This is a genomic window from Nostoc sp. ChiVER01, assembly GCF_034531155.1.
In the GTDB taxonomy this organism is placed as follows: Bacteria; Cyanobacteriota; Cyanobacteriia; order Cyanobacteriales; family Nostocaceae; genus Nostoc.
The window spans coordinates 327,796-354,715 of the sequence record NZ_JAVRBS010000004.1 but is presented as its reverse complement, the minus strand read 5'-3'; the positions used below and the strand labels follow the sequence as shown (position 1 = coordinate 354,715).

Genomic DNA, 26,920 nt, shown 5'->3' with positions numbered 1-26,920 from the left:
CGAAATGCTCTGCTCTTACCTGACTCAGAAAAATCCTTACCTGATCAGATTATTCTTTATCCGACTGCCGTTGCAGCAGGAAAGCGGTGCATGAAATCCCAAGCAAACAGTAAGCCTAAAATTTTGGTTGTCGATGATGAACCAGACAACCTTGACTTGCTTTACCGCACTTTCTATCGCGACTATAAGGTGCTAAGGGCAAACTCTGGCCCTGCGGCACTCGATCTGCTGGCTCAAGAGGGGGAGGTCGCGGTGATCATCTCCGATCAGCGGATGCCGATGATGAGCGGTACAGAATTTTTGAGCCTGACAGCAACTCAATATCCAGATATTATTCGGATTATTTTAACTGGCTACACCGATGTCGAAGACCTGGTGGAAGCAATTAACGCTGGTAAGGTATTTAAATACGTTACGAAACCGTGGGAAGCTGAGGAACTCAAAGCAGTGGTGCGCCAAGCTTTGGATACTCACAATGTTCTCAAAGCCCGTACGCGCGAGCTTACCCGTACACTCCGACAAGAATCACTGCTGAATACTGTCACAAATACGATTCGCAGTGCTTTAGACTATCGCCAAATTTTGCAGGCAATTGTAGATACAGTGGGTCACATGTTGGAGGTGGATGTTTGTCTGTTGCGTCCCTTCCAAGATGAGCAGTTAGCGGATAAAGGATTTATTTATCAGAAGCCTCTTTCTGAAGAAGCAGGGGTGCAGGCAAATAATTCTTCTGCTGTGCCGTCAACCTCTGCCCCTCTGGCTCTTTTGGCTCAAACGGTGTGGGAAACTCGTGAAGTCCAGGTGATTCACGATGTAACTGATGATGAGCGGATTCATGGTAATACTCCCGAACTGCGCCAACGTGAGGAAGCTTTTTCTGCCGCTAACATTTGCTCTAGTTTAGTTGTGCCATTAATCTGCCAACAAGAACTGATGGCTGTGCTGGCACTGCATCAGTGTTCTGTGCCTCGCTTGTGGGAGGAGGATGAGGTGCAGCTAGTGTTGATGGTGGCGGATCAGGCAGCTTTAGCTTTGTCTCAAGCTTATGCTTACGAACAAGTACGTGCCCTTGCCAAGCGAGAAGCCCTAATTAATACAATTACTAGCGCGATTCGTTCTAGTTTAGATCCTCAAGATATTTTTGCGGCGATTACCCAGCAATTGGGACAAGCTTTACAAGTTGATGGCTGCGTCCTGTCTTTGTGGACAGAGGAAGATGAGTTTGTCCAGTGTGTGGGCTTATATGACAGTTTTCAACATTCGGAAAATTTGCGTAGGGATAGCCCAACCCAAGCATCGCTAGCTACAGACAATAATAAAGGTAGTCAAAATCACCTAGTTGCTCCGAAATTACCTTATTCTCAAGCATCTATACAGGAGAATCCAATCCTCCAACAAATGCTACAGACACATGAACCTGTGGTAATTGGTAATGTGAGCCATTCTCTCTCAGATGTGCAGGGTTTTGATTTGCCGTTAAACATGCCAGCGCGATCGCTAATGTTTGTGCCATTATTGGCTGATGGTAAATGTATCGGTAGTATTACGTTACATGAAGGTAAAAAAGTACGCCGATGGCTTTCATCTGATATTGATTTAGCTAAAGCAGTAGCAGCTCAAGCAGCGATCGCTGTACAGCAGTCATACTTATATCAAAAAACTCGCCAACAAGCTGAACGCTTACTGGAATTAGATAAACAAAAAACCGAATTTTTCCAAAATATTTCCCATGAGTTTCGTACACCCATCACCCTGATTCAAGGGCCTTTAGAGTCGGCGGTGGCGGCTGGTGAAGGATTATCTTACTCCCAAAGTGCGATCGCCCTGCGTAACTCTCGCCGTCTGCTGCGACTGGTAAATCAACTCCTAGATTTACAACGCCTGAACGCAGGGAGAATGCAACCTAGTTTCCATCCCTGCGATTTAGCAGAGTTTATCACCCAAATTGTGGAATCTTTTCGTCCCTACTGCGAGAAAAAGAGATTGCATCTCGTCACCCAGTTAGACGAATGTTTGCCGGTGTACTTGGACATGGAAAAATTTGACAAGGTGGTTTATAACCTCCTGTCAAATGCCATGAAGTTTACTCCCGAAGGTGGGACGATTAGTGTCAGACTAAAATCTGAGCGCGATCGCTGCATATTGCAAGTACAAGATACTGGAATTGGTATTGTTAAAGAACAAATTCCCCACCTCTTTGAGCGCTTCCGCCAAGCTGAAGGTTCAGCAAACCGCTCCTATGAAGGTAGTGGTTTAGGTTTAGCTTTAGTTAAAGAATTGGTCGAATTACACGGTGGTCAAGTTACTGTGGAATCAGTTTATGGTCAAGGCACTACCTTTAGTTTATGGCTTGTGACTGGAAATGCTCATTTACCCACACAACAAGTACTAGAAACGCCTACCGAACTGAATACAAGCCGCGCTAGTGTAGAATTGGCTGATTTAGAACTTGTATCAACAACAGACAATATTGAAAATATTACAATAAACCTCTCACCTAGTATTGATACTCAAGACTCAGCACTTAAGACTCAGCACTCAATTTTAGTTGTAGATGATAACCCGGATTTACGAACCTATGTATCTGAGATTTTCCGCCGTAATGGCTATCATGTGCGGACAGCTCGTAACGGTTCTGAAGGGCACCGTCTAGCTCAGGAAATTATACCCAGCTTGATTGTGACTGACTTAATGATGCCCTTGGTGAGCGGACTTGAGATGATTCAAATGATCCGCAAAGAGGAGAAGTTGAAAGGAATACCAATCATTCTGCTGACAGCAAAAGCTGACGAGGAAACCCGCATCGAAGGTACAGAACATGGTGCAGATGCTTATTTAGCAAAACCATTCAATGATCGGGAACTTTTGGCGGAAGTTCGGAATCTTTTGGCATTGAAGGAAAATGAACGGCGAATTGTGGAGTTAAATACTTATCTAACAGAATCGGTGCTAAAGCGCTTTTTACCGGCTGTATTGGTACAAAAAGCTGCAACCGGAGATTTAACGTTAGATTTGCGCCCAGAACCACGCTTAATTACAGTTTTGTTTAGTGATATCGTGGGTTTTACACAGCTATCAAATACTCTCAGATCCCGACGAGTCGCAGAGTTGCTAAATGAATATTTAGAAGCTATGACCAAGGTTGTATTTAGCAATGGCGGCACTGTAGATAAATTTATGGGAGATGCTATTTTAGCTTTATATGGAGCGCCGGAAGAGTTAACCCCCAATGAACAAGTGCGTCGTGCCATAAATACAGCAAGAGCAATGCACCGCTCACTGGCTGAGTTGAATCAGCGCTGGCGAAACCAAGGTGTATTTGATGGTGACAGACTTACTAGCGTCCAGTTTCGGTGCGGTATCCATCAAGGTACTGCCGTTGTGGGGATGTTTGGTAGTGCTGAACGGGCTGATTATACTGCCATTGGCCCAAGTGTAAATATTGCTGCAAGGTTGCAAGCTGCTGCTGTTCCCGGTACGATCCTAGTTTCTGCTGCCGTAGCAGATTATTTGCAGGAAGAAGAAATTACTAAAGGTAGCCCGCTAGAACTTAAAGGAGTAGATGAAACAGTTTTGACTTTTGCTGTTACACCAGAGGTAATGGTTAATCGCTAAAATTTAGACTGGTATTTTAAAGCATTAGTAATGAGTAAGAGTGCCTAATCATATCCAGTTTATATAATATGCCACCATCAGTTGCAGACAAATCTCCAATTCCAACCAAAGTCTGGAGGCGACACAGCGATCCACCAGCTTTGTGGATTTCTGTCGTTATAGGTTCAGTCTCTCTGCACTTGCTAGCGTTCTGGCTGATGCGCTCATCTAATGCATTTAGTCTTTGGTTTCCCCAACAAAGTCAATCTGCTGTTCCTATTGAATTGATAGACATTGCTCCCAAATCAAAATCAACAGCCAAAACAGTTTCGGCAAAGCCAGCATCCGCAACTCAAAAGTCTGTACCAGCACGTTCACCACAAACAGCACGAACTACGCCCAGAGATCAAAATTTTGGCGCAATAAATCCTGCTGATAATCCCCAGCAGAAGAAGCAAACTTACGCCTCTCAACCCAATAGCCAACCCTTTAGACAACAAAGAGTTGCTACGGCGACACTGACGCCGAAATCTACATCGACACCGACGCCGACACCGATACCGATACCGAAATCTATACCGAAACCAACACCTACAGTTCCAGTCGGTAATTTACCTTGGAACCGTCGTCAAGAAATCAAACTGGGAAAGGGAACACTACTACCAACAGGTGTTCCATCAAATTCATCAGGTTCGGAAGCTGAAAACAGAAAAACGCCACCTACCTCTACTCAGAAAACTCCAGTAACTCCGACTAAGGAAACTCCACGCGCCCCTACTCAGGAAACGCCAGTAACTCCGACTGGAGAAACTCCACGTACCTCTACTCAGGAAACGCCAGCAACTCCGACTGGAGAAACTCCACGCGCCCCTGTCCCAACTCAGGAAACTCCAGCAACACCGACTCAGGAAACTCCACGTACCCCCGCCCAAGGAGCATCAGTAGCAATAGTAGCTCCTTTGCTCAGAGATGAAGTCAGTAGCTTGATACAATCAGGAAGATTACGACAAGATGCTTTACCCGACGTTATCGCTTTATATAAGGGAAGCAACACAAAAGAATTAGATTCAAGTTTTCTTATTCAGAATTCTGGACTTGAACCAGCACAACTCTTAGCTAGCTTAATAATTGATAACAATGGCAATTTTCAACAGGCCGTAGTTTTAGAAATAGAACCAGCAACACTGCAAAGTGAAAAAAGCACATACCAGCAAGTCCTGAGCGAAGTTTTCAAAACAGAAAACTTTATTGCTGCTCACAATAACGATGGCACAAAACCAGAATTGAGCAATCTGTATGTCAGGATCAATATCCAACCTGCTAATTCCAACTAAATGCTTGAATTTTTCCAAGACCTGTGTTAAATTTATAGGGTTGGAATTTTGCGGGCGTAGTTTAGTGGTAAAACTATAGCCTTCCAAGCTATTAATGCGGGTTCGATTCCCGCCGCCCGCTTAGAAAAGTATGAAATGCACTAGTGCAGCACCGTATAAATCCACCTTGTATTTTCAAAATAAGGGGCAAAATTGCATTACACTATATGTTGGACTATTTTGGAGTGGGTATCTTACCCTGCACAGTAAATCTAAATCTTAATATTAAACAGCTTAATTATTGCTTTTCTTGACTAAGAAACAGGTATTATTCATCAAACTATGCCTGCTGTGGGCCACTCCTACGCTAATCTTGGAAAATAAATAAAAACTAGAGGAATATCGTGCAGCTTTAGTTTTCGAGTATCCCTCTATTTTTTAACATTAACAATGTGTAATATTTATCTATTTATCCAAATCTGCCGCTAACGTAATCTCTGGTATCTTGCTGCTGAGGATTGTTGAAAATTAGTTCTGTGGCGTCGTACTCTACCATGTAGCCGTTACGACCTCCGCTTTCTGTAGTTTTAACATTAAAAAAGGCTGTTTTATCAGAAACCCGTGCTGCTTGCTGCATATTATGGGTAACGATAACAATGGTATATTGCTCTTTAAGTTGGTGAATTAATTCTTCAACCCGTAACGTGGAAATAGGATCAAGGGCAGAGCAAGGTTCATCCATTAATATAATTTCAGGTTGGACTGCGATCGCACGAGCAATACATAATCTCTGTTGTTGTCCACCAGATAAAGACGAACCACTTTGCCTGAGTTTATCTTTGACTTCATCCCACAAAGCTGCTTGTCGCAAACTCCGTTCTACCAATTCATCCATATTACCTTTGTAGCCGTTGATTTTGGCTCCAAAAGCAATATTGTCATAAATCGATTTTGGAAACGGGTTTGGTCTTTGAAACACCATCCCAATCCGACGACGCACCTCTACAGGATCAATGTCGGATGCATACAAGTTTTTATCATAAAAAAGTATTTTACCATCTGCCCGAAATGATTCAATCAGATCATTGAGGCGGTTATAGCATCGCAACAAAGTACTTTTACCACAACCAGAAGGCCCGATAAAAGCTGTAACCTGATTTTTTGGAATATCTAACCAGATATCCTTCAAGGCTAAAAATTTGCCGTAGTAAACGTTGAGGTTTTCGGTGCGTAAAACGGTTTGAGTATCGTTGACTGTGCTAATGTTGTTAGCCATAAATTAAATGTAGTATTAGTTTTAGCGATACAAATCCGCTATGTAGTATTTGACTAAACTTTCTTGCGAGTTGCCCAGCGAGCAATGATACTTGTGATTAGAACCATCAATACCAAAATCAAAGATGCTGCCCAAGCTAGTGATTGCCAATTTTTAAATGGAGAAATTGCGTATTTATAAACCAAAACAGCAAGGGAAGCTGTGGGTTCAAATAAGCTACCAGGCCAAAAATTAGAAAATAGCGCGGTAAATAGTAAAGGTGCGGTTTCTCCAGATGCTCTGGCGATCGCTAACGTTGCCCCAGTTACAATTGCAGGTAAAGCTGCTGGTAAGACTACTTGACTTACTGTTTGAAAGTTAGTTGCTCCTAACCCTACAGATGCTTGTCGCAGATCTTGCGATACTAACTGCAAGGCTTCATCAGTGGTTCGGACAATAATTGGCAACATCAAAATTGCCAGTGCAAACCCTCCACCGAGAGCAGAGTATGATCCTAAGTTTAACTTTACGAGTGTCAAAACTACAATGCCATAGGCAAATACTCCAGCAATAATTGACGGGACTCCACTCAGGACGTTAGCCGCAAAACGTACCCATCTCGCTACTCGGGCCGAGCTAAATTCTGTGATATAAATCGCCGCCAAAACACCAAATGGGATACTAATTAGGGCAGCAATTCCTACCATTAATAGTGTACCCAAAATTGCATTACCAAAACCTCCTCCTTTTTGTAAAGCTTTCGGTGGCAGTTCAAAAAATATGTTGGGACTCAAACTGCTAAAGCCTTGAATAATGACGTAAGAAAGTACTGCTAGCAATGGCACAAGTGCCAATACCCCACAGATAAATGCGATTACAGTCATTACTGTATTAAACAATGTCCTTTGAGACATAGGAGCGCGAGTTAGACTGCGCTCTGGAAAGCTAGAAGTCATAATTCAACCCAAAACTAAGCTACAGTCGCTTGACTCTCAGAACGATAAACTCGGCCATGATATTGACTACCAAGGTCAAGAAGAATAGCACTAAAGCAGCATACATTAAAGCCGAAACTTGCAAACCACTAGCTTCTGAAAATTGATTTGCTAGTAGAGAAGAAATCGTATTGCCTGGTGCTAACAGTGAGATACTAATGTTGTTGGAATTACCAATCAACATTGTCACAGCCATTGTTTCTCCCATTGCTCGACCCAGTGCCAACATCACAGCACTAACTATCCCCGAAAAGGCTGCTGGAATTAGAACTTGTAAAATTGTTTCCCATCTGGTTGCTCCTAGTCCTATGGAGGCTTGGCGCAAACTGGAGGGTATAGAAATCAAAGCATCACGCGATAGAGCTGTGATGATGGGCAAAGTCATAATTGCTAATATGACTCCCGCCGGTAACATTCCTGGCCCTGTAGGGGAGGTGCTAAAAAATGGTATCCAGCCAAAGTAACTATTGAGCCATTTTCCCAAGTTAGTTAAAATAGGCACTAAAACAAAAATACCCCACACGCCGTAGACAACGCTGGGAATAGCTGCGAGTAGTTCTACCGCAAAAACCAGTACCAACTTCACTTTTGCGGGTAAAAAATCCTCGCTTAGTACAACAGCAGTACCAACTCCAATCGGTACAGCTATCAGTAAACCGATAAAAGAACTCAAGAGAGTTCCATAAATTTGAGGTAGCACTCCGTAGCTATCATTAACTGGGTTCCAAGTGGTGTTAGCTAAAAAGCTAGCACCAAACTTTTGGATGGCTGGGCCAGAAGCAACTGCAACTTGGAAGCCGATCCATAATAAAGTGGCAGCAACCCCAAAAGCGAAAATTTTAGTAAGCCAAATAAAACCCCGATCTAGGGATTTTTCTACATCAGAGCGATTTTTTGTCGCTGATGAAAGGTTTTGAGAATTTGTAGTCATGACTACCGACTTTCACAATTAAATCAGAGGAAGATATGGGAGGCAACCATATCAACAAATTTGTTGCCTCATCGTCTTTTGAAACTGAGACATTGGTAAAACAGAGTTCCAAATTACGAATGCCTATAGTTTAGTAAGCAGCCTAAAAATTATTGTCTAGGAATGCTTCATGTCTTGACTGTAGCTATTTGCTAGCACTAGTACCACTACCAACAGCGATTTTATAATCTGGACTGATTTGATCGGCAGCAGCAGCCACTTTTGTAATAACGTTTTGGGGTAAAGGAACATACCCTAGTGCAACAGCCTGCTTTTGACCATCATTTAAAGCATATTCGATCGCAGCTTCAACTGCCTTAGCTTTCGCCGCATTGGGATATTTTTTGTAAGCCAAAATCCAGGTGTAAGTGACGATGGGATAAGAATCAGCGCCTTCTGGATCGGAAATGAAAACACGAAGATCGGGTGGTAAAGTTGCTGATGCCAAAGTTTTGGAGGCTGACTCCTCACTAGGTACAATAAACTTACCGCCTTTGTTTTCTAAAGCAGCAAACTTAAGACTATTTTGTTTGGCATAGCCGTACTCGACATAACCAATAGAGCCTTGTGTTTGTTGAATTTGGGCGGTAACACCTTCATTCCCTTTCGCACCAACTCCCGTAGGCCAGTTGACAGTTTTGCCTTCACCAACTTTAGTCTTCCATTCTGGGCTAATAGCGCTGAGGTGTTTTGTAAACACACCTGTTGTTCCGCTACCATCTGAACGATAAACGACTGTGATTTTTTCTTTAGGAAGTTTTGCACCTGGGTTAGCCTTGGCAATTTGGGGATCATCCCAAGACGTGATTTTGCCTAGTAGAATATCAGCGTAAACGGCTCGTGGTAGCTTTAGTTCTGCAACATCTGGCAAGTTGTAAGCTAGCACGATGCTACCAGCAGTTACAGGCAGTAAAATAACGCCCTTATCGGCTGGTACCTTCTTGATTTCTTCATCCTTCATGGCAACATCGCTAGCACCAAAGTCTACAGTCCCTTTGATAAATTGCTCAACTCCAGCACCGCTACCAACTGAGGCATAGTCAACTTGCAGATTTGGATATTTTTTATTTAAATCCGTAAACCATGTATCATATAGTGGTGCTGGGAAAGACGCACCGGCCCCGCTTAACTTGAGATTTCCACCCAAATCTAATTTGGTTGTGCTAGAAGCTGTGGTATCTGTAGCAGTACTAGAAGGAGCATCCTTGGTAGCTGTGTTATCTGAATTTTGCTGTCCGCCACATGCAGCTAGGCTGATTGTCAGTGCTAACACTGAAATTGAAGCTGTGAGGCGATGGATTTTTGTTACACTAAAATTTGAGGGCATCGCTATCAATGTTTGGGTAACTTTTCAGGTGAGCGCTTCTCAGGATACCCCTAAAGGATGAATATTAAGGTAAAGGATAGGTTAACAAAGCAAAAAATGCTTGTTTTTTTTGATGAAGAACAAACACTCGTTTCTACTTTTATTGATAAAATTTATACTGCTATAGTTAGTCACACCTTACAAATACTACTACAGAAATTTAGTTAAATAATATTTACAAACATTTTAGTACTAGTGTAAATTTATTGGTCAAATCATAAAAATGTATAAAAACATGGCAGCCTATGATAAGATATAAACTTTATAAATTTGGGTGTTTAAGATGAAAATTGTTTTGTTTAGTTTACCAGTTTAAGCAGACTTCAAGCATAACTAAACAATTTAAGTTCAGTAAGTGAAACTATTGTTGAGAGAAAACAGAAGAAAAGCGATAAATTGCCTATTTTATGAGAGTAGGTAGTGCGATCGCTAAAAAAGAGTAAATTAATAAACTATCTTTAACGCTTTGTAGAAAAAGCTGGTATTGAATCTAAAATTTATAAATCCTATATTTTATTTACTACTATTATTAACATGTATTAGGTCAAATACTATAATTACACTCCGCTTCAGCCAATAAAATTACAGCTATAGACACCTAAGCTATAATTTGCAGAACTGAAAAGTTACATACCAAAAAGGCAAAAAAAACATGCTAATTCTTAGAGGTGTCAACACAAATCTCGTTTTAACAGTAATGAATATACTAGTGCGACAGGCGCAACAATAAACATACCATTTCAATTGCACAAAAGCCTGCAATATAATCCTTTTGACTTTTGACTTCCGCCTTGTTGTACTAGTTGCAGTTGGTTTTCCCTTTTGCCTTTCCCTGGTTGACTGAATAAATGTTTGCTGCTTCCAATCAATTACTATGGTCAATGATTGGCTTACTCCTAACAATGGGTGGCACTTTCCTAGAAGTTTATGGCATCACCTTACCTTGGAATTGGAGTAAGCACGGAATTCAGACAATTTCATTAGGTGTCACTTTTCAAGTTGGCGCAGTATTGTTGGTAGGTTGTTTAGGAGGCAAAAATGCTGGTGCGCTCTCACAAATTGCCTATTTAGTCATGGGGTTGACCTTATTACCTGTATTTGCGGATGGAGGCGGTATTGGTTATGTTAAGTTATCTCAATTTGGCTATTTATTAGGCTTTATTCCTGGAGCTTGGATTTGTGGGTTGTTCGCTTTTAAAGCTAGACCTAGAATAGAAACTCTGGCCTTTAGTTGCATTTGTGGCTTGTTAACTATCCACCTATGCGGTATTACTTATTTGATTATTAGCTATATTTTTCAATGGAAAGGCACAGAAAATCTCCCCTTGATGCAAGCAATCCTTAGATACTCCTGGTTTGCACTACCAGGGCAACTAAATGTGGTCTGTGCCGTTACTGTAATAGCATATATATTGCGTCACTTAATGTTTTATTAGTCATGAAGGGGCTAGAGACTAGGGGCTAGAAATTCAAATTCTTCTAATCCTTAGTCCTTAGTCCCTAGTCCCTAATCCTAGCCCCTAGTTTCATGCGTTTAAAAAATCGCCTTTTCTGGATAGCTGCCTTCATAGCTTTTTTCTTAGATCAAATAACAAAATACTGGGTAGTGCAAACCTTTAGCTTGGGGCAAACACTACCACTCTTACCTGGAATATTTCACTTCACCTATGTCACTAATACTGGTGCGGCTTTTAGTCTGTTAAGTGGGAAAGTAGAATGGTTACGCTGGTTATCTTTAGGGGTGAGTTTAGTATTGATAGCCTTGGCCTTGTTTGGCCCGACATTAAATTTATGGGATCAGTTGGGCTATGGCTTGATTTTAGGTGGAGCTATCGGCAACGGTATTGATCGCTTTGTTTTAGGGTATGTCGTTGATTTTCTTGATTTTCGGCTGATTAACTTTGCTGTATTTAATGTGGCAGATTCATTTATTAGTATCGGTATTGTTTGCCTATTAATTGCTTCCTTTCAAAAAACACCGACTTCAACTGACAGGTCGCATTAAACTATTAAGCCTGGGATGACTAATCACCCCAGGCCATTAAGCTCACTTTTTTATGCGAAAACTTGCTCATTAGATTGAGCGATTTCGAGTTGTTATTTTACACCAGTTATGCAAACTGGTGTAATAAGTCAAGATGCACTGGCGATCGCTGATGGCAAACTATTATTCAGATTATGCCTCAGCTTTTAATTAATTGCCTGTTGTACCAGGAGTTTTTGGTGAACTAGAGCCTGGAGTATTATTGGGAGAACCAGTACTTGGTACGGGATTGCTATCAGTAGTACCAGACTCAGGTGTAGTTGGGTTTCCTGGTACGGTAATGCTGCCAGGAGCGCCAGACTCAGGTGTAGTTGAGCTACTTGGTTCGGTACTGCTGCCAGGAGTGCTAGGAGTGCCAGGAGTGCCAGGTTGAACTGGGGTAACGCTTCCTGGTGGAGTTAAGTTGCCAGGAGTGCCAGAATCAGGCGGGGTAACGCTTCCTGGTGCTGGAGTTAACTTGTTAGGAGCGCTAGGATCAGATGGGGTAACGGCTCCTGGTGCTGGAGTAGTTTCGGGAGTGGCAGATCCAGCTCCAGGTTCAGTTGTACTACCTGGTGCAGTTGTGCTATCTGGTGTGGTGGTGCTACCTGGTGCAGTTGTGCTATCTGGTGTGGTGGTGCCACTAGGCGTGGTTTCTGCGGGTGCCGTAGTGCTACCAGGAGCGCTAGTAGGGGTGAGTGCTGTGCCGCCAGGACAACGGGAGTTGAGCGGAAAATACTCGCACAGAATTTTCATTCCTTCTGGCGACATCTTAATTTCTGCTGGTGCACTAGTTGAGCCACTACTGGACTGGGCTATAGAGGATTTACTAGATTCGGCTACAGCAATATTAGCTGTGAATGCTAAAGATAAAGCTGCACCAATCAGAGTCAGAGATTTTCCCATCATTACTTGTAATTAACCTCAACGGAACACTCGGCCCATTAAAACAGACAATAGGATTTAGAAAATCTTCCTAAATGAATATATTTAAGTTTGTATCAGAATATGTGGATATGTAAAATTGGTAAAAATTAAATCTGTTGTCTATTGATGGTTTGTGTATAAAAATACATAGCTTAAAACCATGTTCGTAGTTATATAACAAACCACATTGATAGAGTAAGCCTTTAAGAATGAATATTTTTTTGTACTTACATACAAAGGCAACAAAAACTACAAACAAAGTTTAGTAGAAATATAATATAGAGTATAAATTAAGTCAAAAAATACCGTATAGATAATTTATGCTTTGGCTTATGAGTAAAATGATGAAAGACTAACATCTAAAATTGATTGTAATTCGCCCGATTCTTCACTAAAAAGTGTGATGTAAATAGCCGATGAGTTCTCCCCAACCCCCTCAAAAGCCACAAACTTTACTTGGTCAACTGACTCAAGCGGTACATACTATCCAAGCTAGGGTCGATTTTTCTAAATTGGCGCTCAAGCCTAATGCCAAAGTACCGGAACTCTGGGTGCAGGATGCGGGGGCGGATAAAGCAGAGGTATATCCACTGTTGGGCGATCGCTATATTCTAGGTCGTAGCTCCAAATCCAGCGATATCGTCATCCGTAACCCTGTTGTCAGCCAAATTCATTTGTCGCTATCGCGGAATTCTAGCCAACGCACGCCAGTTTTCGTCATCAAAGATGAAAACTCCACTAATGGCATTTATCGTGGCAAGCGTCGTGTCAATTCTCTAGAACTGCGTCACGGCGATATTCTTACTTTAGGGCCTCCAGAACTTGCCGCTTCTGTGCGGTTGCAGTACGTCGATCCTCCGGCCTGGTATGTGAAAGCTGCAAGTTGGACAGCTTGTGGTGTCGGCGGTGCTAGTGCCCTGTTAGCGTTAGTGATTGGCGTCGAATGGCTAAAATTTCAAGTTAAACCCCTACCCACAGCTACACGCGCCCCAGTAGTTGTTTACGCTCGTGATGGAGCCACTCCCCTGAGAGAGCCTCGGACTACCTCCCACGTAGACATGAAGCGATTAGACGAATTTGGCCCTTATTTACCTGCTGCGGTGGTGGCTTCAGAGGATAGTCGTTATTACTGGCACTTTGGGGTTGATCCTGTAGGAATTTTACGAGCCGTATTGATTAATAGCCGTAGTGGAGATGTGCAACAAGGAGCCAGCACTGTTACCCAGCAAGTTGCCCGCAGTTTGTTCCGCGAGTATGTAGGCAGACAAGATACCCTTGGACGCAAATTGCGAGAAGCAGTTGTTGCCTTGAAGCTCGAAACCTTTTACAGCAAAGATGATATTTTGCTGATGTATTTAAATCGGGTTTTTTTGGGGGGAGATACCTCTGGCTTTGAGGATGCAGCCCGGTATTATTTTGAGAAGCCCGCTAAAGAATTAACTTTGGCAGAAGCAGCAACATTGGTAGGAATTTTACCTGCTCCCAACGCTTTCGATTTTTGTGGGGATAGTCCAAATAAGCTAGAAGCAGCTGAATACCGAAATCGCGTGATTAAGCGGTTGCTGGAGATGGGCAAAATTAAACCTGAGGATGCGAACCGAGCTAGACGCTCCACTGTCCAAATTAGTCCTAAAGTCTGCGAACAGCAAGCTAAGACGATCGCTCCTTACTTTTACAATTACGTCTTCTCCGAACTTGAATCAATCTTGGGGGAGGGAGCTGCAAGAGAAGGTAATTATATCATTGAAACCAAGCTCGATCCAGCGATACAAAGCCAAGCAGAAGCGGCGTTAAATAATTCAGTGAACAACGGCGGTAGGAATTTTAATTTTTCCCAAGGGGCAATAGTCACTCTTGACTCTAGTACAGGCAGTATCTTGGCAATGGTGGGCGGAACTGATTACAGAAAAAGTCAGTTCAATCGTGCTGTTCAAGCCAAAAGACAACCAGGTTCCACCTTCAAAATCTTTGCTTACACAGCTGCTATTCAACAGGGATTTTCAGAATCAAAAAGTTATTCTTGCGCTCCTTTAACTTGGCAAGGCTTTACTTATAAGCCATGTCGTGCTGGTGCTGGTGCTACTTTAGATATTGCCACGGGGCTGGCTCTTTCAGAAAATCCTATCGCTCTACGAGTTGCCAGAGAAATCGGGCTAAATAAAGTCGTGGCAATGGCGCAGAATTTGGGAATCAAGTCAACCCTTGATCCAGTTCCTGGCTTAGTACTAGGTCAAAGTGTAGTTAATGTTTTGGAAATGACTGGTGCTTTTGGCGCTATTGGTAATGGTGGTGTACGCAATCCTCCCCATGCGATTAACCGAATTTTAGATAGTGGTGATTGCCGCGATCGCAATGATATCAAAACCTGCCGTGTAATCTACTCCTTCGACCAAGATCCAGATGCCAACAAAAGAGTTCTCTCAAAAGGTGTAGCTGATGAGATGACTAGTTTGATGCGTGGTGTAGTCGCCAGAGGGACTGGTCGTAGTGCTGCAATTGGATTAGGAGAAGCTGGGAAAACAGGCACGACGGATAAAAACGTTGACTTATGGTTCATCGGCTTTATCCCCAGTCGGCGGCTTGTAACTGGTGTCTGGTTGGGAAACGACAATAATTCCCCAACATCTGGTAGCAGCGCTCAAGCAGCTCAGTTGTGGGGGAATTATATGCGGCGGATTACGAGGTAAAGAATGGGGAGTAGGGAATTTTACCACTCCCCAATTTATTATTAATATCCTTGCCAAGGAGTAACTTCCAGTGTGCCACTAGGCTTAAATATTACTTGGAAGTGGGCAAGAGGTTCTTTATTGTTAGGAGCTGCTACATTGGAGCCGTAGACCGCATTGAACATCTTAGGAAGGGGTGTTTCGCGGAAATAGTCAAAGGCGACCTGGTTTAATGGTTCATAGTCAGCAATTACACCATCTTTGTTGACTGCTACCCGATATTTTAAATCTCGCGTAAAGGTGGGGGTACCACTCCAGCTTTGGCGAACTGTAGTATAAAGCTTTTGGTTTAAACCTTTGACTATATTAGAGTCAGTAATTTTTGCACCTACTACCCCTGGTGTCCTAGCATACCCCCGCCAAGGGCTAACTTCTAACACATCATTTGTATTAAATACTACTCGAAATTGGGCGATCGGTTCTTTAGAAATGGAAGGACGGCTAGCCGGATTGTAAAGTACGTTAGGCAAAGGAGTTTGCCCTACTTCTATATTTGCCTCTTTATTCACTGCTTTATAACCAATGATCGCTCCATCCGCAGCTACACCCAGACGATAGATCAAATTCTGTTGCAATCCTGAGCGATTAGTCCAAGCTGGATGAATTTGGTTGTAAACTTGACGATTTAATGCACGCAACTGGGATGGATCGGTAATTTCTGGAACTGTATTTAAAAGTGCTTCTAAATCTTTAACTGACGGCTTTGTATTAGCTGTGGGTGTTTGTGTAGGCGTTGCAGCAGCTGAGGCTGGAGCAGCGATATTGTTGGTTGGAGAGCTAGTTTGCTCATTTGGTTTAGGCTGCGGTGGACGCATTTGGGGAGGTGGAATCAAGTTAAAGGCGATCGCTGCTACTGCTAAACTTGACACACCCACAGCAGCAGGAACAGCCTGTCTGATTACAGCCTGACTAGCACCGCCATAGCGTCTAGTAACAGGTTGTAGTTGTAAGGAAAGTTCAGGTAAAGTTTGGGTATCAGCAAAAAACTGATCCACTGCTTCCACTAAATCAAACAACTGCACTGTATTCAAATCTATTTCGATAGGCGGGCGTTTGGAATTGTTAGAGTGATCGAACCCCTCTGGAGCGCCTTCTGAATATATAATTAACCTATGTCGGTTGCTGTCAATTTTGCGAAACTCTACTATCTCCGATTCTTGGTTGTGTGCCTGCGGATTAGGGACACTACTTAAAAATTCTTGGGCATAGCCACTAACAGCCCTCACCAAACTTTCAAAAAATTCCCGCCCTCCGGTTAGGGGTTGGTTGTAACCAGATAAATAACATTCTGCATTAACCAATATTGATAATTCTGGGCGCATTTCCTGAAAGTGTGCAGCCCTACTGACATCACTTAACCCTTCTAAAAGCAGTGTACAATTAGGCAAACTGTACTTACGTTGAATGTTCATTCCACTTCACCGTCAAAAAGACTAATCCAGAATCGCTGCATTCCAGTTGTACCAGTACAAAATAGTAATTGTCCTAACAAATTTATCGCTAGCTCATCTATTTTTGCATCAGAAGTTAATGCCAGGACACCAGAACGTCGAGCATTCATCCGGCTCTTAAAATGCGCTCTAAACCTCTCTAGGTAATTAGATAGGCGCAAATTCTGTTCTAATGGAATCTGCTTTTCTTCCATTTGTTGACAGATCATTAGTAACTGGCGAATCACAACAGTTAAACGCCGTGCTATATAGCAAGCAATCACCACCAGAGCTTTTGCTTCCATGATACTTAAGGGACGGCGCATGTGCGCTCTCCGTAGCGGATTAGAGCTACGCATCCGCCATAAATTCACCCTGTCTTTAACAATTCCTTTTAGATCCAACTCTTGAGCAAAAGTCAGGATTGCTTCCGAACCACCAAGCTCTAAAGCTTCAATTGCCAGTAAAATCAGGTCAATTTGCACCCGGGTTCTGCGAGGACACGTTTTAGAAGCGATCGCAGGATCTGGCAAAGTGTCCAGAACCATCGGCAGTGAATCTTGAGTTGGACTGTTGAACGGCGTTAAACTTGCTGACACATTCATCCTATAAATACCTTATGCGGCTCCAACAGACTAGATAAAACAAATTTAAGATCGGTAGCCAAGACTTGAACATTAGACTTGTAGAAGTAGTATGACCACCTGATATATACATTACTTAACTCTTTCTATTCAAAGTTTTCCCTATATTGAAATCAAAATTTTAAAACATAACTTAATTCACCTCATTTATTTAGTGCAATACCTTTTATAGCTTGATTTAGATTCTAATTATCGTCAATAAAGGGCGAAACTTCAGCCTCGATCCCCAGCGTATGACATTATAGTGTACGATTTTTCAGGTATCTGAAATTATGCATTGGGCATTGGGCATCGGTTATTAATTGTTCTCCCTCATCTTTCTCATCGCCCTCACTCCCTTATCTTCCCCTGCCTCTCCTGCCTCCTCTGCTCCCCATTCCCCACTCCCCACTCCCCATTTTATGGATTTGAAGTCTCTTGTTCGTGACATCCCAGATTTCCCTAAACCCGGAATTTTATTTCGGGATATTACTACCCTGCTGCGCGATCCAAAGGGACTGCGCTACACTATTGACTTTCTAGCACAAAAATGCAATGAAGCTGGGATAACGGCGGATTATGTCATTGGTATAGAGTCGAGGGGATTTATTTTTGGTTCACCTCTGGCTTATAAATTAGGAACTGGTTTTATTCCCGTCCGCAAAAAAGGTAAGTTACCAGCAGCCGTTCATTCAATTGAATATGAACTAGAGTATGGTATGGACTGCCTAGAAGTGCATCAAGACGGTTTACACCAAGGTAGCCGAATCTTGATTGTGGACGATTTGATTGCCACAGGTGGAACTGCAAGTGCAACAGCAAAGTTAGTGCAGAAGATTGGCTGCGAACTAGTAGGATTTGGGTTTATTATCGAGCTACGGGATTTAGAAGGGCGTAAATATCTGCCAGACGTGCCAATTATCTCTCTAATTGAATATTAGTTATTTGTCATTGGTCATTAGCAAAAGACAGATGACAAAGGACAAAGGACAAAGGACAAAGAACAAATGACATCTACGAGAATTTCATTGGAGACAGGTCGGGATTGGCTAATAACGCTAGTCACGAGTGAAACTTTTGTTTATGTGGGAAAGCGAGTATTGCAGGCATTACTAACTTTGTTGTTGGCGTCAGCGTTATCGTTTTTCATTATTCAACTTGCTCCAGGAGATTACGTAGATACGCTGCGGCAAAACCCGAAGATATCGCCTGAAAGAATTGAAGAACTCAAGCGGCAGTTTGGTTTGGATAAGTCTTGGCCAGAACAATTTGGGCTGTGGCTATGGCGAATCTTAACAAAAGGGGATTTTGGCACGAGTTTTATTTATCAACGTTCAGTAGCATCGCTGTTGTGGGAACGAGTACCAGCGACTTTGCTATTAGCGATCGCATCTTTAATTGTCACATGGGCGATCGCCATTCCTTTGGGAATCTTTGCTGCTGTTAACCAAAATAAGCTATCAGACCGGGTTTTACAGGTAATTAGCTACGCTGGACAAGGCTTTCCCAGTTTCATTACTGCCTTAGCGCTGCTAGTTTTCGCCCAAATCACCTCACCCTTCTTCCCAGTGGGTAGCATGACTAGCATTGATCACTCGGAACTAACGTGGTTTGGCAGAATCTTAGATATCGGCTGGCACATGATTTTACCCACAATCGCTCTCTCAATTACTAGTTTTGCTGGTTTACAACGCATCACTCGCGGCGAATTATTGGATGTGCTGCGTCAAGATTACATCCAAACGGCTCGTGCCAAAGGTCTGCCAGAAAATCGCGTCATTTACGTTCATGCACTCCGCAATGCGATAAATCCTTTGATTACCTTATTGGGTTTTGAATTAGCTGGTTTATTAAATGGTGCCTTCATTGCCGAATTTTTCTTTAACTGGCCCGGTTTAGGGAGGTTGACTCTACAGGCTTTACAAGCTCAAGATTTATATTTGTTAATGGCAAGCTTGGTAATGGGTGCAGTGTTACTGATTGCTGGTAATTTAATTGCCGATTTGATGTTAAAAGCCGCCGATCCACGCATTCGCCTAGAAAATCTCAATTAGTCATTTGTCATTGGTCATTTGTCATTTGTCATTTGTCATTGGTTTAACCCCACTCTCCCCATCCCCATCTCCATGCTGTCCGAAGTCTATTACTTGGTGCGCTCAAAAACTGACGGTAATTATCTCATAGCTCGTCCTGACAGCGAAACATCAGGTTATTTATTGCTGTTTCAGGAAAACTTTGATGCCTTAAGCTATCTCAACACCCACGCAGCAGAAGTGGCAAATCGCTTTTCTGTGGAATCTATTCCGCGTACACAGTTGGGAAACTTGCTCAAACGTTGGGGTTTTAGCGGTGTGGGTATTGTTACTGACCCGTTATTGCCCAAGGTCGAGTTTTTACAGCACAGTTAAGCTAATTATGTGGATTTGTGTTAAGTAAATAAGGATGCGATCGCACAACTGAAATCAGGCAATATGGGTGAGTTCAACTCATCACCATTGAACAACGTACCAACTAACTTTAAACTCGCTTGTTCGCGTCGATAAACTTCCACCTGTTGCTTACGCCAATCCACAATCCAATATTCTCTGACACCTCTTGCTGAGTAAAGCTTTAGTTTAAGTTCTCTATCTCGCTTTTCATTTTCAATACCAGCAGACAGAACCTCTACTACCAGTTCTGGCGCACCAGTCAAATGCCCCGCCTCGTCCAGAAGCAGGGGTAATCTCTCATTGCTAGCCCAGACGACATCAGGAATCACATTATCATTATCCCCAAAAATTATTCCTGGAGCAGTCACAGCTTCTCCCAAACCAGTAGTCTGTGACCAGTTATCCAAAGAAGTGCTAATTCTGACACAACTTTTTTGATGATTCCAGTGGGGCGCTCTGGTCACAAACAATTCTCCGTCAATAATTTCATAGCGGTTTCCGTTATCTGGAAACAACTCTAAATCGGCGGTAGTCCAGCGCACTCTCTCAGATATCGGCTGGTTCATAAACCATCTTTGTTAGGGGATTTACCTATTTTAGACGGATTGGGGAAGAGGCAGAGGAGCAGGGAACAGGGAGCAGAGGGGAAAGAGTTAATTTTTGATTCTCCCTCTCATCTCCCCACTCCCCACTCGCTATTCCCTACTTCCTACACCACTACTTTTTCTAAACTGAGCTTAGAACGCTTCACTTGCTCAGGAATCGCTACGGGATAATCTCCAGTAAAGCAGGCAGAGCAGAAACTATTGGTGTCTTCTCGTGTTGCTTCTAGCATTCCTTCCCAACTGAGATAGGCGAGGCTGTCTACTTCCAGTTGTTTGGCAATTTCTGCTACTGACTTGGTAGCAGCAATTAACTGATCCTGAGAATCGGTATCGATGCCATAGAAGCAGGGATGAGTTACTGGTGGAGAAGAAATTCGCATGTGTACTTCCACTGCACCCGCTTCACGCAAAGTCTTAACCAATTTACGGCTAGTAGTACCCCGTACAATTGAGTCATCAACAATAATTACTCGTTTACCCGCCAGCACATCTTTGAGCGGATTGAGTTTCATCCGAATACCTGACTCACGCATGGTTTGTGTTGGCTGAATAAAGGTTCGTCCAACATAGCGATTTTTAATCAGTCCTTCAGCATAAGCTACACCAGAAGCTTGAGAAAACCCGATCGCAGCTGGGATACCTGAATCAGGAACACCAAAGACAATATCGGCATCTACAAAAGATTCTTTAGCTAGTTGATGTCCTAAGCGCATCCGATAGCTGTACAAACTCTCGTTGTGCATGACGCTATCAGGACGAGCAAAGTAAATCATTTCAAAGATACACAATTTCCTCTGGGGCTTTTGGCTCCAATGATAGGAAGCTAAACCTTCTTCAGTAATCCAAACTAATTCACCTGGTTCTACGTCTCGCAGGTATTCGGCTCCAATAATGTCTAAACCACAAGTCTCAGAAGCCAAAACGTAACGGACTGGATTACCAGGCAAAGTACCAATTACTAGAGGGCGAATGCCATTGGTGTCCCGAACACCCATAACGCCGTTAGGAGTGCCAATAACTAAACTAAAGGCTCCTTGGCAGCGATGAAATGCCTCAATTGAACCTTCTAGCCAATCTGCACCAGCGTTGATCGCTTCTGCGATCGCAAAAGCAATCATTTCTGAGTCTGTTGTTGTAACTAAGTTACATTTTTTCTCAAGCAACTCTTGACGTAGTTGCACCGTATTGACTAAATTGCCATTATGTGCAAGAGCGATTGAACCTAAGCGAGTTTCTAGGACTGCGGGTTGAGCATTAACTTTGCGGCTAGAACCTGTGGTGGAATAACGAGTGTGACCAACAGCAAGGCTACCGGGCAATTGATCCAAGATGGATTCATTGAAAACTTGAGATACCAAGCCCATATCTTTGTGGAGATGTACTTGTGTCCCCTCAAAGGTGGCAATACCAGCTGATTCTTGACCCCGATGCTGGAGGGCATACAATCCAAAGTAGGTCAGTTTAGCAACGTTTTCTCCTGGTGCGTAGATGCCAAAAACACCACAAGCTTCTTCTGGCTTGTCAGGCTGATTTTCATGACTATTGATTGGGTTGTTGGTCTGGTCGGGGTATTCATCCGAAGTGACAGAATGAATAGAAATCATGCTAGCTTTGCTCCTGGTGGGGGGGGTCAAGTCACTGGGATTATGTATATAGATAGTTGCAGCTTTCTTAATAAATCTTTAACCATCTATTAAAACAGTACCGTAATTATGATCAGAGACGCTACTAAAAGAGTTAGGAGTTAGGAGTTAGGAGTAGAGACGCGATTAATCGCGTCTGTTATAGTTTTTATTCCTAACTCCTCACTTGTTTAAGTGGGGTTAATGGTATGGATCGCAAGACGCCTAGCGATCGCGTGGAAATAGCGATCGTTCATATCTTCGATCCTAACTTTGATTAAGGCTTGGTTATCAGTGGTGAAAACCCCCAAACCCGTCTCGAAATTAACAACCTTACCCAGTTTTTGCCACTCTTGACCCAGATGTTCTTGTAAATATGATTCCCAAATTTCTTGTTGTTCTGATGCCACAGAAACAAAAATCCTGGCACCACCTTCGGCAAACAACACCTCGTCTAGACGATTTAACTGGGTTGGTGCTATTTCTAAATTGATTTCGGCACCAAGATTGCCAGAAATACAACATTCTGCTATTGCGATCGCTAATCCCCCCTCAGCAGAATCATGGGCTGAACGTACCCAACCATTACGAATTCCTCCACGGCAAACTTTCTGGACACGACGTTCTAAGTCAAAATCTACTTGTGGTGGTTTTCCGGCAACAGTACCGTGGATAGTGGCTAAATACTCCGATGCTCCCAAACTGATTTTGGATGCCAGAGGCAATCCGAGAAGATAAATCACATCGCCGACTGCTTGCCAACCTTGACCACAAATTTTGGTAATATCGGGAATCAAGCCCACCATCCCCACTACTGGGGTGGGATAAATGGGTTGTGGAATACCTTGAGCATCAAGAGTTTCATTGTACAAAGAGACATTTCCGCCTGTGACGGGTGTTGCTAATTCTCGACAACCTTCTGCTAAACCGCGACAAGCTTCTGCTAATTGCCAGTAACCAATCGGTTTTTCTGGAGAGCCAAAATTTAGGTTATCCGTTACCGCCAGAGGTTCTGCACCCACACAACTAAGATTGCGTGCAGCTTCTGCCACCACTGCCTTAGCTCCCTCGTAAGGGTCAAGATAAACATAACGAGGATTGCAATCTACTGTTGCCGCCACTCCTAATTTTAGATTTTGGATTTGGGATTTTAGATTGGGGATTTGTTCTAGGGGGCGCAAACGGATAACAGCCGCATCTGCACCACCTGGCAGTATTACTGTATTATTTTGTACTTGATGGTCATATTGACGATATACCCAGTTTTTAGATGCGATCGTGGGTGTATCGAGCAAAGTTAACAAAATATCATTCCAACTTTGCACGCCTTCTGGGAGTTCTATTCCAGCAGTTGTGCAAGGAGGTAAAGAATCAGGTGTCCATTCCCAAGCTTGACGTGCATATTCTGGTGGTTCTGTCAACAACTCCCGATTATATAGTGGGGTATTCTCTGCCAAAGCCTCGGCGGGAATTTCTGCTGCTACTTTACCTTCAAAGAGAATCCGCACGATGGGTTCAGCGATGACAGTACCAGCTACAACGGCTTGAAGTCCCCAACGGTGGAAAATGTCGATTAATTCCTGCTCACGCTCCTTGTGGGCAACGAACAGCATTCGTTCTTGAGATTCCGAAAGCAGATATTCATAAGGAACCATTCCCCTTTCTCTTGCGGGAATTTTATCTAAATCGAGTTCAATTCCCACACCGCCTTTTGCTGCCATCTCTGAAGTAGAACAGGTGATACCGGCTGCTCCCATATCCTGGGCGGCGACAACTGCGCCTGTCTTAAACGCTTCCAGACAAGCTTCAATTAACGACTTTTCCAAAAATGGATCGCCCACTTGCACAGCAGGGCGATCGTCTATTGACTGATCGCTCAATTCTGCACTGGCAAAACTTGCGCCTCCCATCCCATCGCGCCCAGTAGTAGAACCAACATAAAGCACGGGGTTGCCTAAGCCAGCTGCTCCAGATTTGACGATTTCTGATGTTTCCATTAATCCTAGTGCCATAACGTTCACTAGGGGATTACCAGAATAAGCCAGGTCAAAGTACACTTCACCACCAATGGTGGGTACTCCAACGCAATTACCATAATGTGAAATTCCCGCCACTACCCCTTGGAACAGCCTTTGAGTTTTGGCATCTTCTAAGGAACCGAAGCGCAGGGAATTTAATAGAGCAATAGGACGCGCACCCATTGTAAAAATATCTCTGAGAATACCGCCTACTCCCGTTGCTGCACCTTGAAATGGTTCTACAGCTGATGGGTGGTTGTGGGATTCAATCTTAAAAGCTAGTTGAAGTCCGTCGCCCAAATCTACAACACCAGCATTTTCACCAGGCCCCACGAGGATGCGGGGGCCTTCAGTGGGAAATTGTTTGAGTAGAGGTCGAGAATTTTTGTAACAGCAATGCTCTGACCACATCACGCCAAACATTCCTAGTTCAGCTTTGTTAGGATGACGCCCTAACCGACGGACAATTTCTGCGTATTCTTCTGGTTTAAGACCTTCAGCAGCGATTTCTTGAGGGGAGAAAGCAGGAGATGTGGCGGTCATGGAAATTATGCACCAATTGTACAGAGCATTATTCTATCGATTTACTTGCCCTGTAGGTGCAGTTCTACGATGGTTCATGGCTAAATGCCAAAGATTAACTAAATAAATAGATTTACTCAATAAAATATTCGTAATACGTTTAAAGATAAATTGTATTACATCTTAAAATAGTAGTAATTATATTGAGTATGAAGTAATAAAATTTTATTTTTTTGTTATATGCATAGGTAATTTTCAGGCTATAGAAATGGCTATCAGCCTGTCAGATAAGACATTATTCTGAACGCAGAAACAATTCATAGGATGCGATGCCTGTAGCAAACTACGCCTACGCTCATAGATAAATATAAATATTTAAACCTAATTCAGAGGATTTTGATTATGCCTAGACTAACCGTTCTACCAAATTTTATTGGCACCACTGGTTCCGACACTTTAATCGGAGAACAGTTAAATGTATCCGTGGCAATTGGCATTGATATTTTAACTGGAGGTTTTATTTGTACGCGCTCAGGAAAAGACACGATTACTGGCATCGCTACAGGCACAAGTGACCTCGAAGGTAGCAGCAACGGCGGTACTGGGACAGGTATTGCCAATAGTGGCAGTCTAAATGCAGGCGGTGAAGAAGATGCGATCGCAGGTACAGCTACTGGCGGTAACGGCGGCAACGGCAACATCGACACTAGCACCAGTAACGGCAACGGCGGAACTGGGACTGGCATTAGCAATATTAGCAAGATTAATGCAGGGAACGGAGATGACACGATCAAAGGTACAGGAACTGGCGGCAACGGTGGCTTCGGAGACTTCTCCGGTGGCAACGGCGGAACTGGGACTGGTATCAGCAATATTAGCAATATTAATGCAGGAGATGGAAATGACACGATTATCGGCACTAGTACTGGCGGTAACGGCGCAGATGGAGTAAGTAAAGCTGGGAGGGGTGGCAACGGCGGAACGGGGACAGGTATCGCTAACAGTGGCAGTATTAATACAGGGAACGGAAAAGATACGATCAGAGGTACAGGAACTGGCGGCAATGCCGGCAATGGCCGCGAAGCCGGCATTAGCGGGGATGGGACTGGCATTAGCAACAGCGGCGAACTGCACACCGGGGACGGAGAAGACATGATCGTCGGTACAAGTACTGGCAGCAAGGGCAGCAGAGGCTTAGGCAGTACTAATGGCAGTAATGGAACCGGTATTGCTAACAGTGGCAGTCTAAATACAGGGAACGGAAACGACATGATCGTTGGTACAGGTGCTGGTGACATCGGCGGCACCGGCGGTCCCTCCTCTGGCGACGGCGGTATTGGAATCGGTATTGCTAACAGTGGTAGTCTAAATAGCGGAGACGGAGAAGACACGATCACTGGCACAGGTACTGGCGGCATCGGGGCGGAGGGCTTTCCTAATGCTGGCGACGGCGGTACTGCAACCGGCATCGTTAACACTGGTAGTTTGAATGGAGGGAACGGAAAAGACACTATTACTGGTATCGGTACTGGCGGTATGGGCGGCGAAAAGTTTTTTTTCGGTAAGGGCGGTACTGGAACAGGCATCGCTAATAGTGGTAGTCTGAGTGCAGGTAACGAAAACGACACTATCACTGGCACTGGTACTGGTGGTAATGGCGGAGCTAGCATCGATGGCTCTACTGATAACGTCGGTGGCAAAGGCGGTACTGGAATTGGGATTGCCAATACTGGCAAACTGGATACCGAAAACGGAGGAGACACAATTATCGGTACTGGCATTGGCGGCAAAGGCGGCATCGCTGTTGCTGGGATCGGCGATGTCGGTGCTGGAACCGGCATCCAGAACACAAAAGACGGCACCATCACTACAGGGTGGGGCAACGACACGATTACGGGTTATGGCAACAGTTCTGGAACAAACTCCACCGCCTATGGCATCTTCAACGATGGAATAATTGATACTGGCAATGGTTCTGACAAGCTTACCGGACAGGCGACAGCAACAATTGGTGGTACTGCATACGGTATTTACGGAGAAGGAATCATCAAGACTGGCAACGGCAATGACCAAATTATCGCCACCAGTACCCTAGATGGAGTTCAACAGAAAGTCACTATCGGTGGCGGAATCAACATTGCTCTAGGCGCTGGGAATGACTACTTAAAAGGATTTGGTGCTGCAACTGTTGATGGCGGAGATGGTTTTGACACCCTCGATCTCACGGCTTTCAATCGCTCTGAACTCTTTGTCTCTGGGGTTACTTCAGGCAATATTTTTAATGCCAATATCACTTTCAATAGCAATGGAAACTCCATTAGCTTGTCTACGACAGGCTTTGAGAAATTTATCTTTGCAGATAGCTCTTTCTACTACAGCAGTTTAGCAAACGGGGCATAGGTTTGTTAAGTCCTCTATTTCCTGTTTTAACTTTTAGAGAAAGTTGAAGTATAAAGCTAATCATTTTACTGAACTTCAAGGGCAATAATCAATCATGAAAAT

Annotated in this window: 19 protein-coding genes and 1 tRNA gene; 10 read left to right on the top strand and 10 right to left on the bottom strand. The window is 43.5% G+C overall.

Features of this window, described 5'->3' with window-relative positions:
• Positions 1-90 precede the first annotated feature (90 nt).
• The 3 genes from RMY00_RS08355 to RMY00_RS08345 all read left to right on the top strand — a co-directional run bounded on the left by RMY00_RS08355 (position 91) and on the right by RMY00_RS08345 (position 5,049).
• A complete protein-coding gene (locus RMY00_RS08355) occupies positions 91-3,615 on the top strand; it encodes a response regulator (protein ID WP_322647090.1) in 3,525 nt (1,174 codons plus the stop codon).
• Between the two features lie 68 nt (positions 3,616-3,683).
• The gene (locus tag RMY00_RS08350) at positions 3,684-4,928 is read left to right on the top strand and encodes a hypothetical protein (protein WP_322647089.1); all 1,245 of its coding nucleotides are present in this window, start codon (positions 3,684-3,686) and stop codon (positions 4,926-4,928) included.
• 50 nt (positions 4,929-4,978) lie between these two features.
• Positions 4,979-5,049, top strand: a tRNA-Gly gene (locus tag RMY00_RS08345).
• Between the two features lie 327 nt (positions 5,050-5,376).
• On the opposite strand, the gene pstB is transcribed toward RMY00_RS08345, so the two are convergent.
• The 4 genes from pstB to pstS form a co-directional block, all read right to left on the bottom strand.
• Positions 5,377-6,183 (bottom strand): phosphate ABC transporter ATP-binding protein PstB, encoded by an 807-nt coding sequence (pstB, locus tag RMY00_RS08340; RefSeq protein ID WP_322647088.1) that lies wholly within the window; start codon positions 6,181-6,183, stop codon positions 5,377-5,379.
• 53 nt (positions 6,184-6,236) lie between these two features.
• Complete coding sequence (pstA, locus tag RMY00_RS08335; RefSeq protein WP_322647087.1) at positions 6,237-7,118, bottom strand: phosphate ABC transporter permease PstA; 882 nt, start codon at positions 7,116-7,118, stop codon at positions 6,237-6,239.
• 19 nt (positions 7,119-7,137) lie between these two features.
• The gene (pstC, locus tag RMY00_RS08330) at positions 7,138-8,088 is read right to left on the bottom strand and encodes a phosphate ABC transporter permease subunit PstC (protein WP_322647086.1); all 951 of its coding nucleotides are present in this window, start codon (positions 8,086-8,088) and stop codon (positions 7,138-7,140) included.
• Positions 8,089-8,272: 184 nt separating this feature from the next.
• Positions 8,273-9,454 (bottom strand): phosphate ABC transporter substrate-binding protein PstS, encoded by a 1,182-nt coding sequence (gene pstS, locus RMY00_RS08325; RefSeq protein ID WP_322647085.1) that lies wholly within the window; start codon positions 9,452-9,454, stop codon positions 8,273-8,275.
• Between the two features lie 887 nt (positions 9,455-10,341).
• Between pstS and RMY00_RS08320 the strand changes: the two genes are divergently transcribed.
• Both RMY00_RS08320 and lspA read left to right on the top strand, forming a co-directional pair.
• Complete coding sequence (locus RMY00_RS08320; protein WP_322647084.1) at positions 10,342-10,929, top strand: biotin transporter BioY; 588 nt, start codon at positions 10,342-10,344, stop codon at positions 10,927-10,929.
• Positions 10,930-11,021: 92 nt separating this feature from the next.
• Positions 11,022-11,498, top strand: a complete 477-nt coding sequence (gene lspA, locus RMY00_RS08315; RefSeq protein ID WP_322647083.1) for a signal peptidase II — start codon at positions 11,022-11,024, stop codon at positions 11,496-11,498.
• 189 nt (positions 11,499-11,687) lie between these two features.
• Here the strand turns inward: lspA and RMY00_RS08310 are convergent, their stop codons facing one another.
• The gene (locus RMY00_RS08310; protein ID WP_322647082.1) at positions 11,688-12,425 is read right to left on the bottom strand and encodes a hypothetical protein; all 738 of its coding nucleotides are present in this window, start codon (positions 12,423-12,425) and stop codon (positions 11,688-11,690) included.
• Between the two features lie 434 nt (positions 12,426-12,859).
• On the opposite strand from RMY00_RS08310, the gene RMY00_RS08305 reads away from it, so the two are divergent.
• Entirely contained in the window at positions 12,860-15,130 is a 2,271-nt protein-coding gene (locus RMY00_RS08305; RefSeq protein WP_322647081.1) for a transglycosylase domain-containing protein, read from the top strand.
• A gap of 41 nt (positions 15,131-15,171) precedes the next feature.
• Here the strand turns inward: RMY00_RS08305 and RMY00_RS08300 are convergent, their stop codons facing one another.
• Together RMY00_RS08300 and RMY00_RS08295 are read right to left on the bottom strand one after the other, a co-directional pair.
• Positions 15,172-16,581, bottom strand: coding sequence for a DUF4335 domain-containing protein (locus tag RMY00_RS08300; RefSeq protein WP_322647080.1), 1,410 nt, complete (start codon positions 16,579-16,581; stop codon positions 15,172-15,174).
• Complete coding sequence (locus RMY00_RS08295; RefSeq protein WP_322647079.1) at positions 16,578-17,204, bottom strand: DUF3038 domain-containing protein; 627 nt, start codon at positions 17,202-17,204, stop codon at positions 16,578-16,580. The genes RMY00_RS08300 and RMY00_RS08295 overlap by 4 nt, the downstream gene beginning before the upstream one ends.
• A 440-nt stretch (positions 17,205-17,644) precedes the next feature.
• Between RMY00_RS08295 and RMY00_RS08290 the strand changes: the two genes are divergently transcribed.
• The 3 genes from RMY00_RS08290 to RMY00_RS08280 all read left to right on the top strand — a co-directional run bounded on the left by RMY00_RS08290 (position 17,645) and on the right by RMY00_RS08280 (position 19,630).
• On the top strand, positions 17,645-18,163 hold the full coding sequence (locus tag RMY00_RS08290) for an adenine phosphoribosyltransferase (protein WP_322647078.1): 519 nt from the start codon (positions 17,645-17,647) through the stop codon (positions 18,161-18,163).
• Positions 18,164-18,229: 66 nt separating this feature from the next.
• Positions 18,230-19,276: an ABC transporter permease gene (locus RMY00_RS08285; protein ID WP_322647077.1), complete on the top strand. Its 1,047-nt coding sequence runs from the start codon at positions 18,230-18,232 to the stop codon at positions 19,274-19,276.
• A gap of 72 nt (positions 19,277-19,348) precedes the next feature.
• Entirely contained in the window at positions 19,349-19,630 is a 282-nt protein-coding gene (locus RMY00_RS08280; RefSeq protein ID WP_322647076.1) for a hypothetical protein, read from the top strand.
• 20 nt (positions 19,631-19,650) lie between these two features.
• Here RMY00_RS08280 and RMY00_RS08275 read toward each other — a convergent pair whose 3' ends face one another.
• From RMY00_RS08275 to purL, 3 genes are all read right to left on the bottom strand, one after another.
• A complete protein-coding gene (locus tag RMY00_RS08275; protein ID WP_322647075.1) occupies positions 19,651-20,217 on the bottom strand; it encodes a Uma2 family endonuclease in 567 nt (188 codons plus the stop codon).
• A gap of 143 nt (positions 20,218-20,360) precedes the next feature.
• Positions 20,361-21,860, bottom strand: a complete 1,500-nt coding sequence (gene purF, locus RMY00_RS08270) for an amidophosphoribosyltransferase (protein WP_322647074.1) — start codon at positions 21,858-21,860, stop codon at positions 20,361-20,363.
• Positions 21,861-22,069: 209 nt separating this feature from the next.
• Positions 22,070-24,439: a phosphoribosylformylglycinamidine synthase subunit PurL gene (gene purL, locus RMY00_RS08265; protein ID WP_322647073.1), complete on the bottom strand. Its 2,370-nt coding sequence runs from the start codon at positions 24,437-24,439 to the stop codon at positions 22,070-22,072.
• A 381-nt stretch (positions 24,440-24,820) separates the two neighbouring features.
• Between purL and RMY00_RS08260 the strand changes: the two genes are divergently transcribed.
• Positions 24,821-26,818, top strand: coding sequence for a hypothetical protein (locus RMY00_RS08260; protein WP_322647072.1), 1,998 nt, complete (start codon positions 24,821-24,823; stop codon positions 26,816-26,818).
• Positions 26,819-26,920 lie beyond the last annotated feature (102 nt).

Bases quoted from the DNA above. Each gene is read 5' to 3' on its own strand.
- RMY00_RS08355 (WP_322647090.1), top strand. From the start codon at position 91: ATGAAATCCCAAGCAAACAGTAAGCCTAAAATTTTGGTTGTCGATGAT.
- RMY00_RS08350 (WP_322647089.1), top strand. From the start codon at position 3,684: ATGCCACCATCAGTTGCAGACAAATCTCCAATTCCAACCAAAGTCTGG.
- pstB (WP_322647088.1), bottom strand. From the start codon at position 6,183: ATGGCTAACAACATTAGCACAGTCAACGATACTCAAACCGTTTTACGC.
- pstA (WP_322647087.1), bottom strand. From the start codon at position 7,118: ATGACTTCTAGCTTTCCAGAGCGCAGTCTAACTCGCGCTCCTATGTCT.
- pstC (WP_322647086.1), bottom strand. From the start codon at position 8,088: ATGACTACAAATTCTCAAAACCTTTCATCAGCGACAAAAAATCGCTCT.
- pstS (WP_322647085.1), bottom strand. From the start codon at position 9,454: ATGCCCTCAAATTTTAGTGTAACAAAAATCCATCGCCTCACAGCTTCA.
- RMY00_RS08320 (WP_322647084.1), top strand. From the start codon at position 10,342: ATGTTTGCTGCTTCCAATCAATTACTATGGTCAATGATTGGCTTACTC.
- lspA (WP_322647083.1), top strand. From the start codon at position 11,022: ATGCGTTTAAAAAATCGCCTTTTCTGGATAGCTGCCTTCATAGCTTTT.
- RMY00_RS08310 (WP_322647082.1), bottom strand. From the start codon at position 12,425: ATGATGGGAAAATCTCTGACTCTGATTGGTGCAGCTTTATCTTTAGCA.
- RMY00_RS08305 (WP_322647081.1), top strand. From the start codon at position 12,860: ATGAGTTCTCCCCAACCCCCTCAAAAGCCACAAACTTTACTTGGTCAA.
- RMY00_RS08300 (WP_322647080.1), bottom strand. From the start codon at position 16,581: ATGAACATTCAACGTAAGTACAGTTTGCCTAATTGTACACTGCTTTTA.
- RMY00_RS08295 (WP_322647079.1), bottom strand. From the start codon at position 17,204: ATGAATGTGTCAGCAAGTTTAACGCCGTTCAACAGTCCAACTCAAGAT.
- RMY00_RS08290 (WP_322647078.1), top strand. From the start codon at position 17,645: ATGGATTTGAAGTCTCTTGTTCGTGACATCCCAGATTTCCCTAAACCC.
- RMY00_RS08285 (WP_322647077.1), top strand. From the start codon at position 18,230: ATGACATCTACGAGAATTTCATTGGAGACAGGTCGGGATTGGCTAATA.
- RMY00_RS08280 (WP_322647076.1), top strand. From the start codon at position 19,349: ATGCTGTCCGAAGTCTATTACTTGGTGCGCTCAAAAACTGACGGTAAT.
- RMY00_RS08275 (WP_322647075.1), bottom strand. From the start codon at position 20,217: ATGAACCAGCCGATATCTGAGAGAGTGCGCTGGACTACCGCCGATTTA.
- purF (WP_322647074.1), bottom strand. From the start codon at position 21,860: ATGATTTCTATTCATTCTGTCACTTCGGATGAATACCCCGACCAGACC.
- purL (WP_322647073.1), bottom strand. From the start codon at position 24,439: ATGACCGCCACATCTCCTGCTTTCTCCCCTCAAGAAATCGCTGCTGAA.
- RMY00_RS08260 (WP_322647072.1), top strand. From the start codon at position 24,821: ATGCCTAGACTAACCGTTCTACCAAATTTTATTGGCACCACTGGTTCC.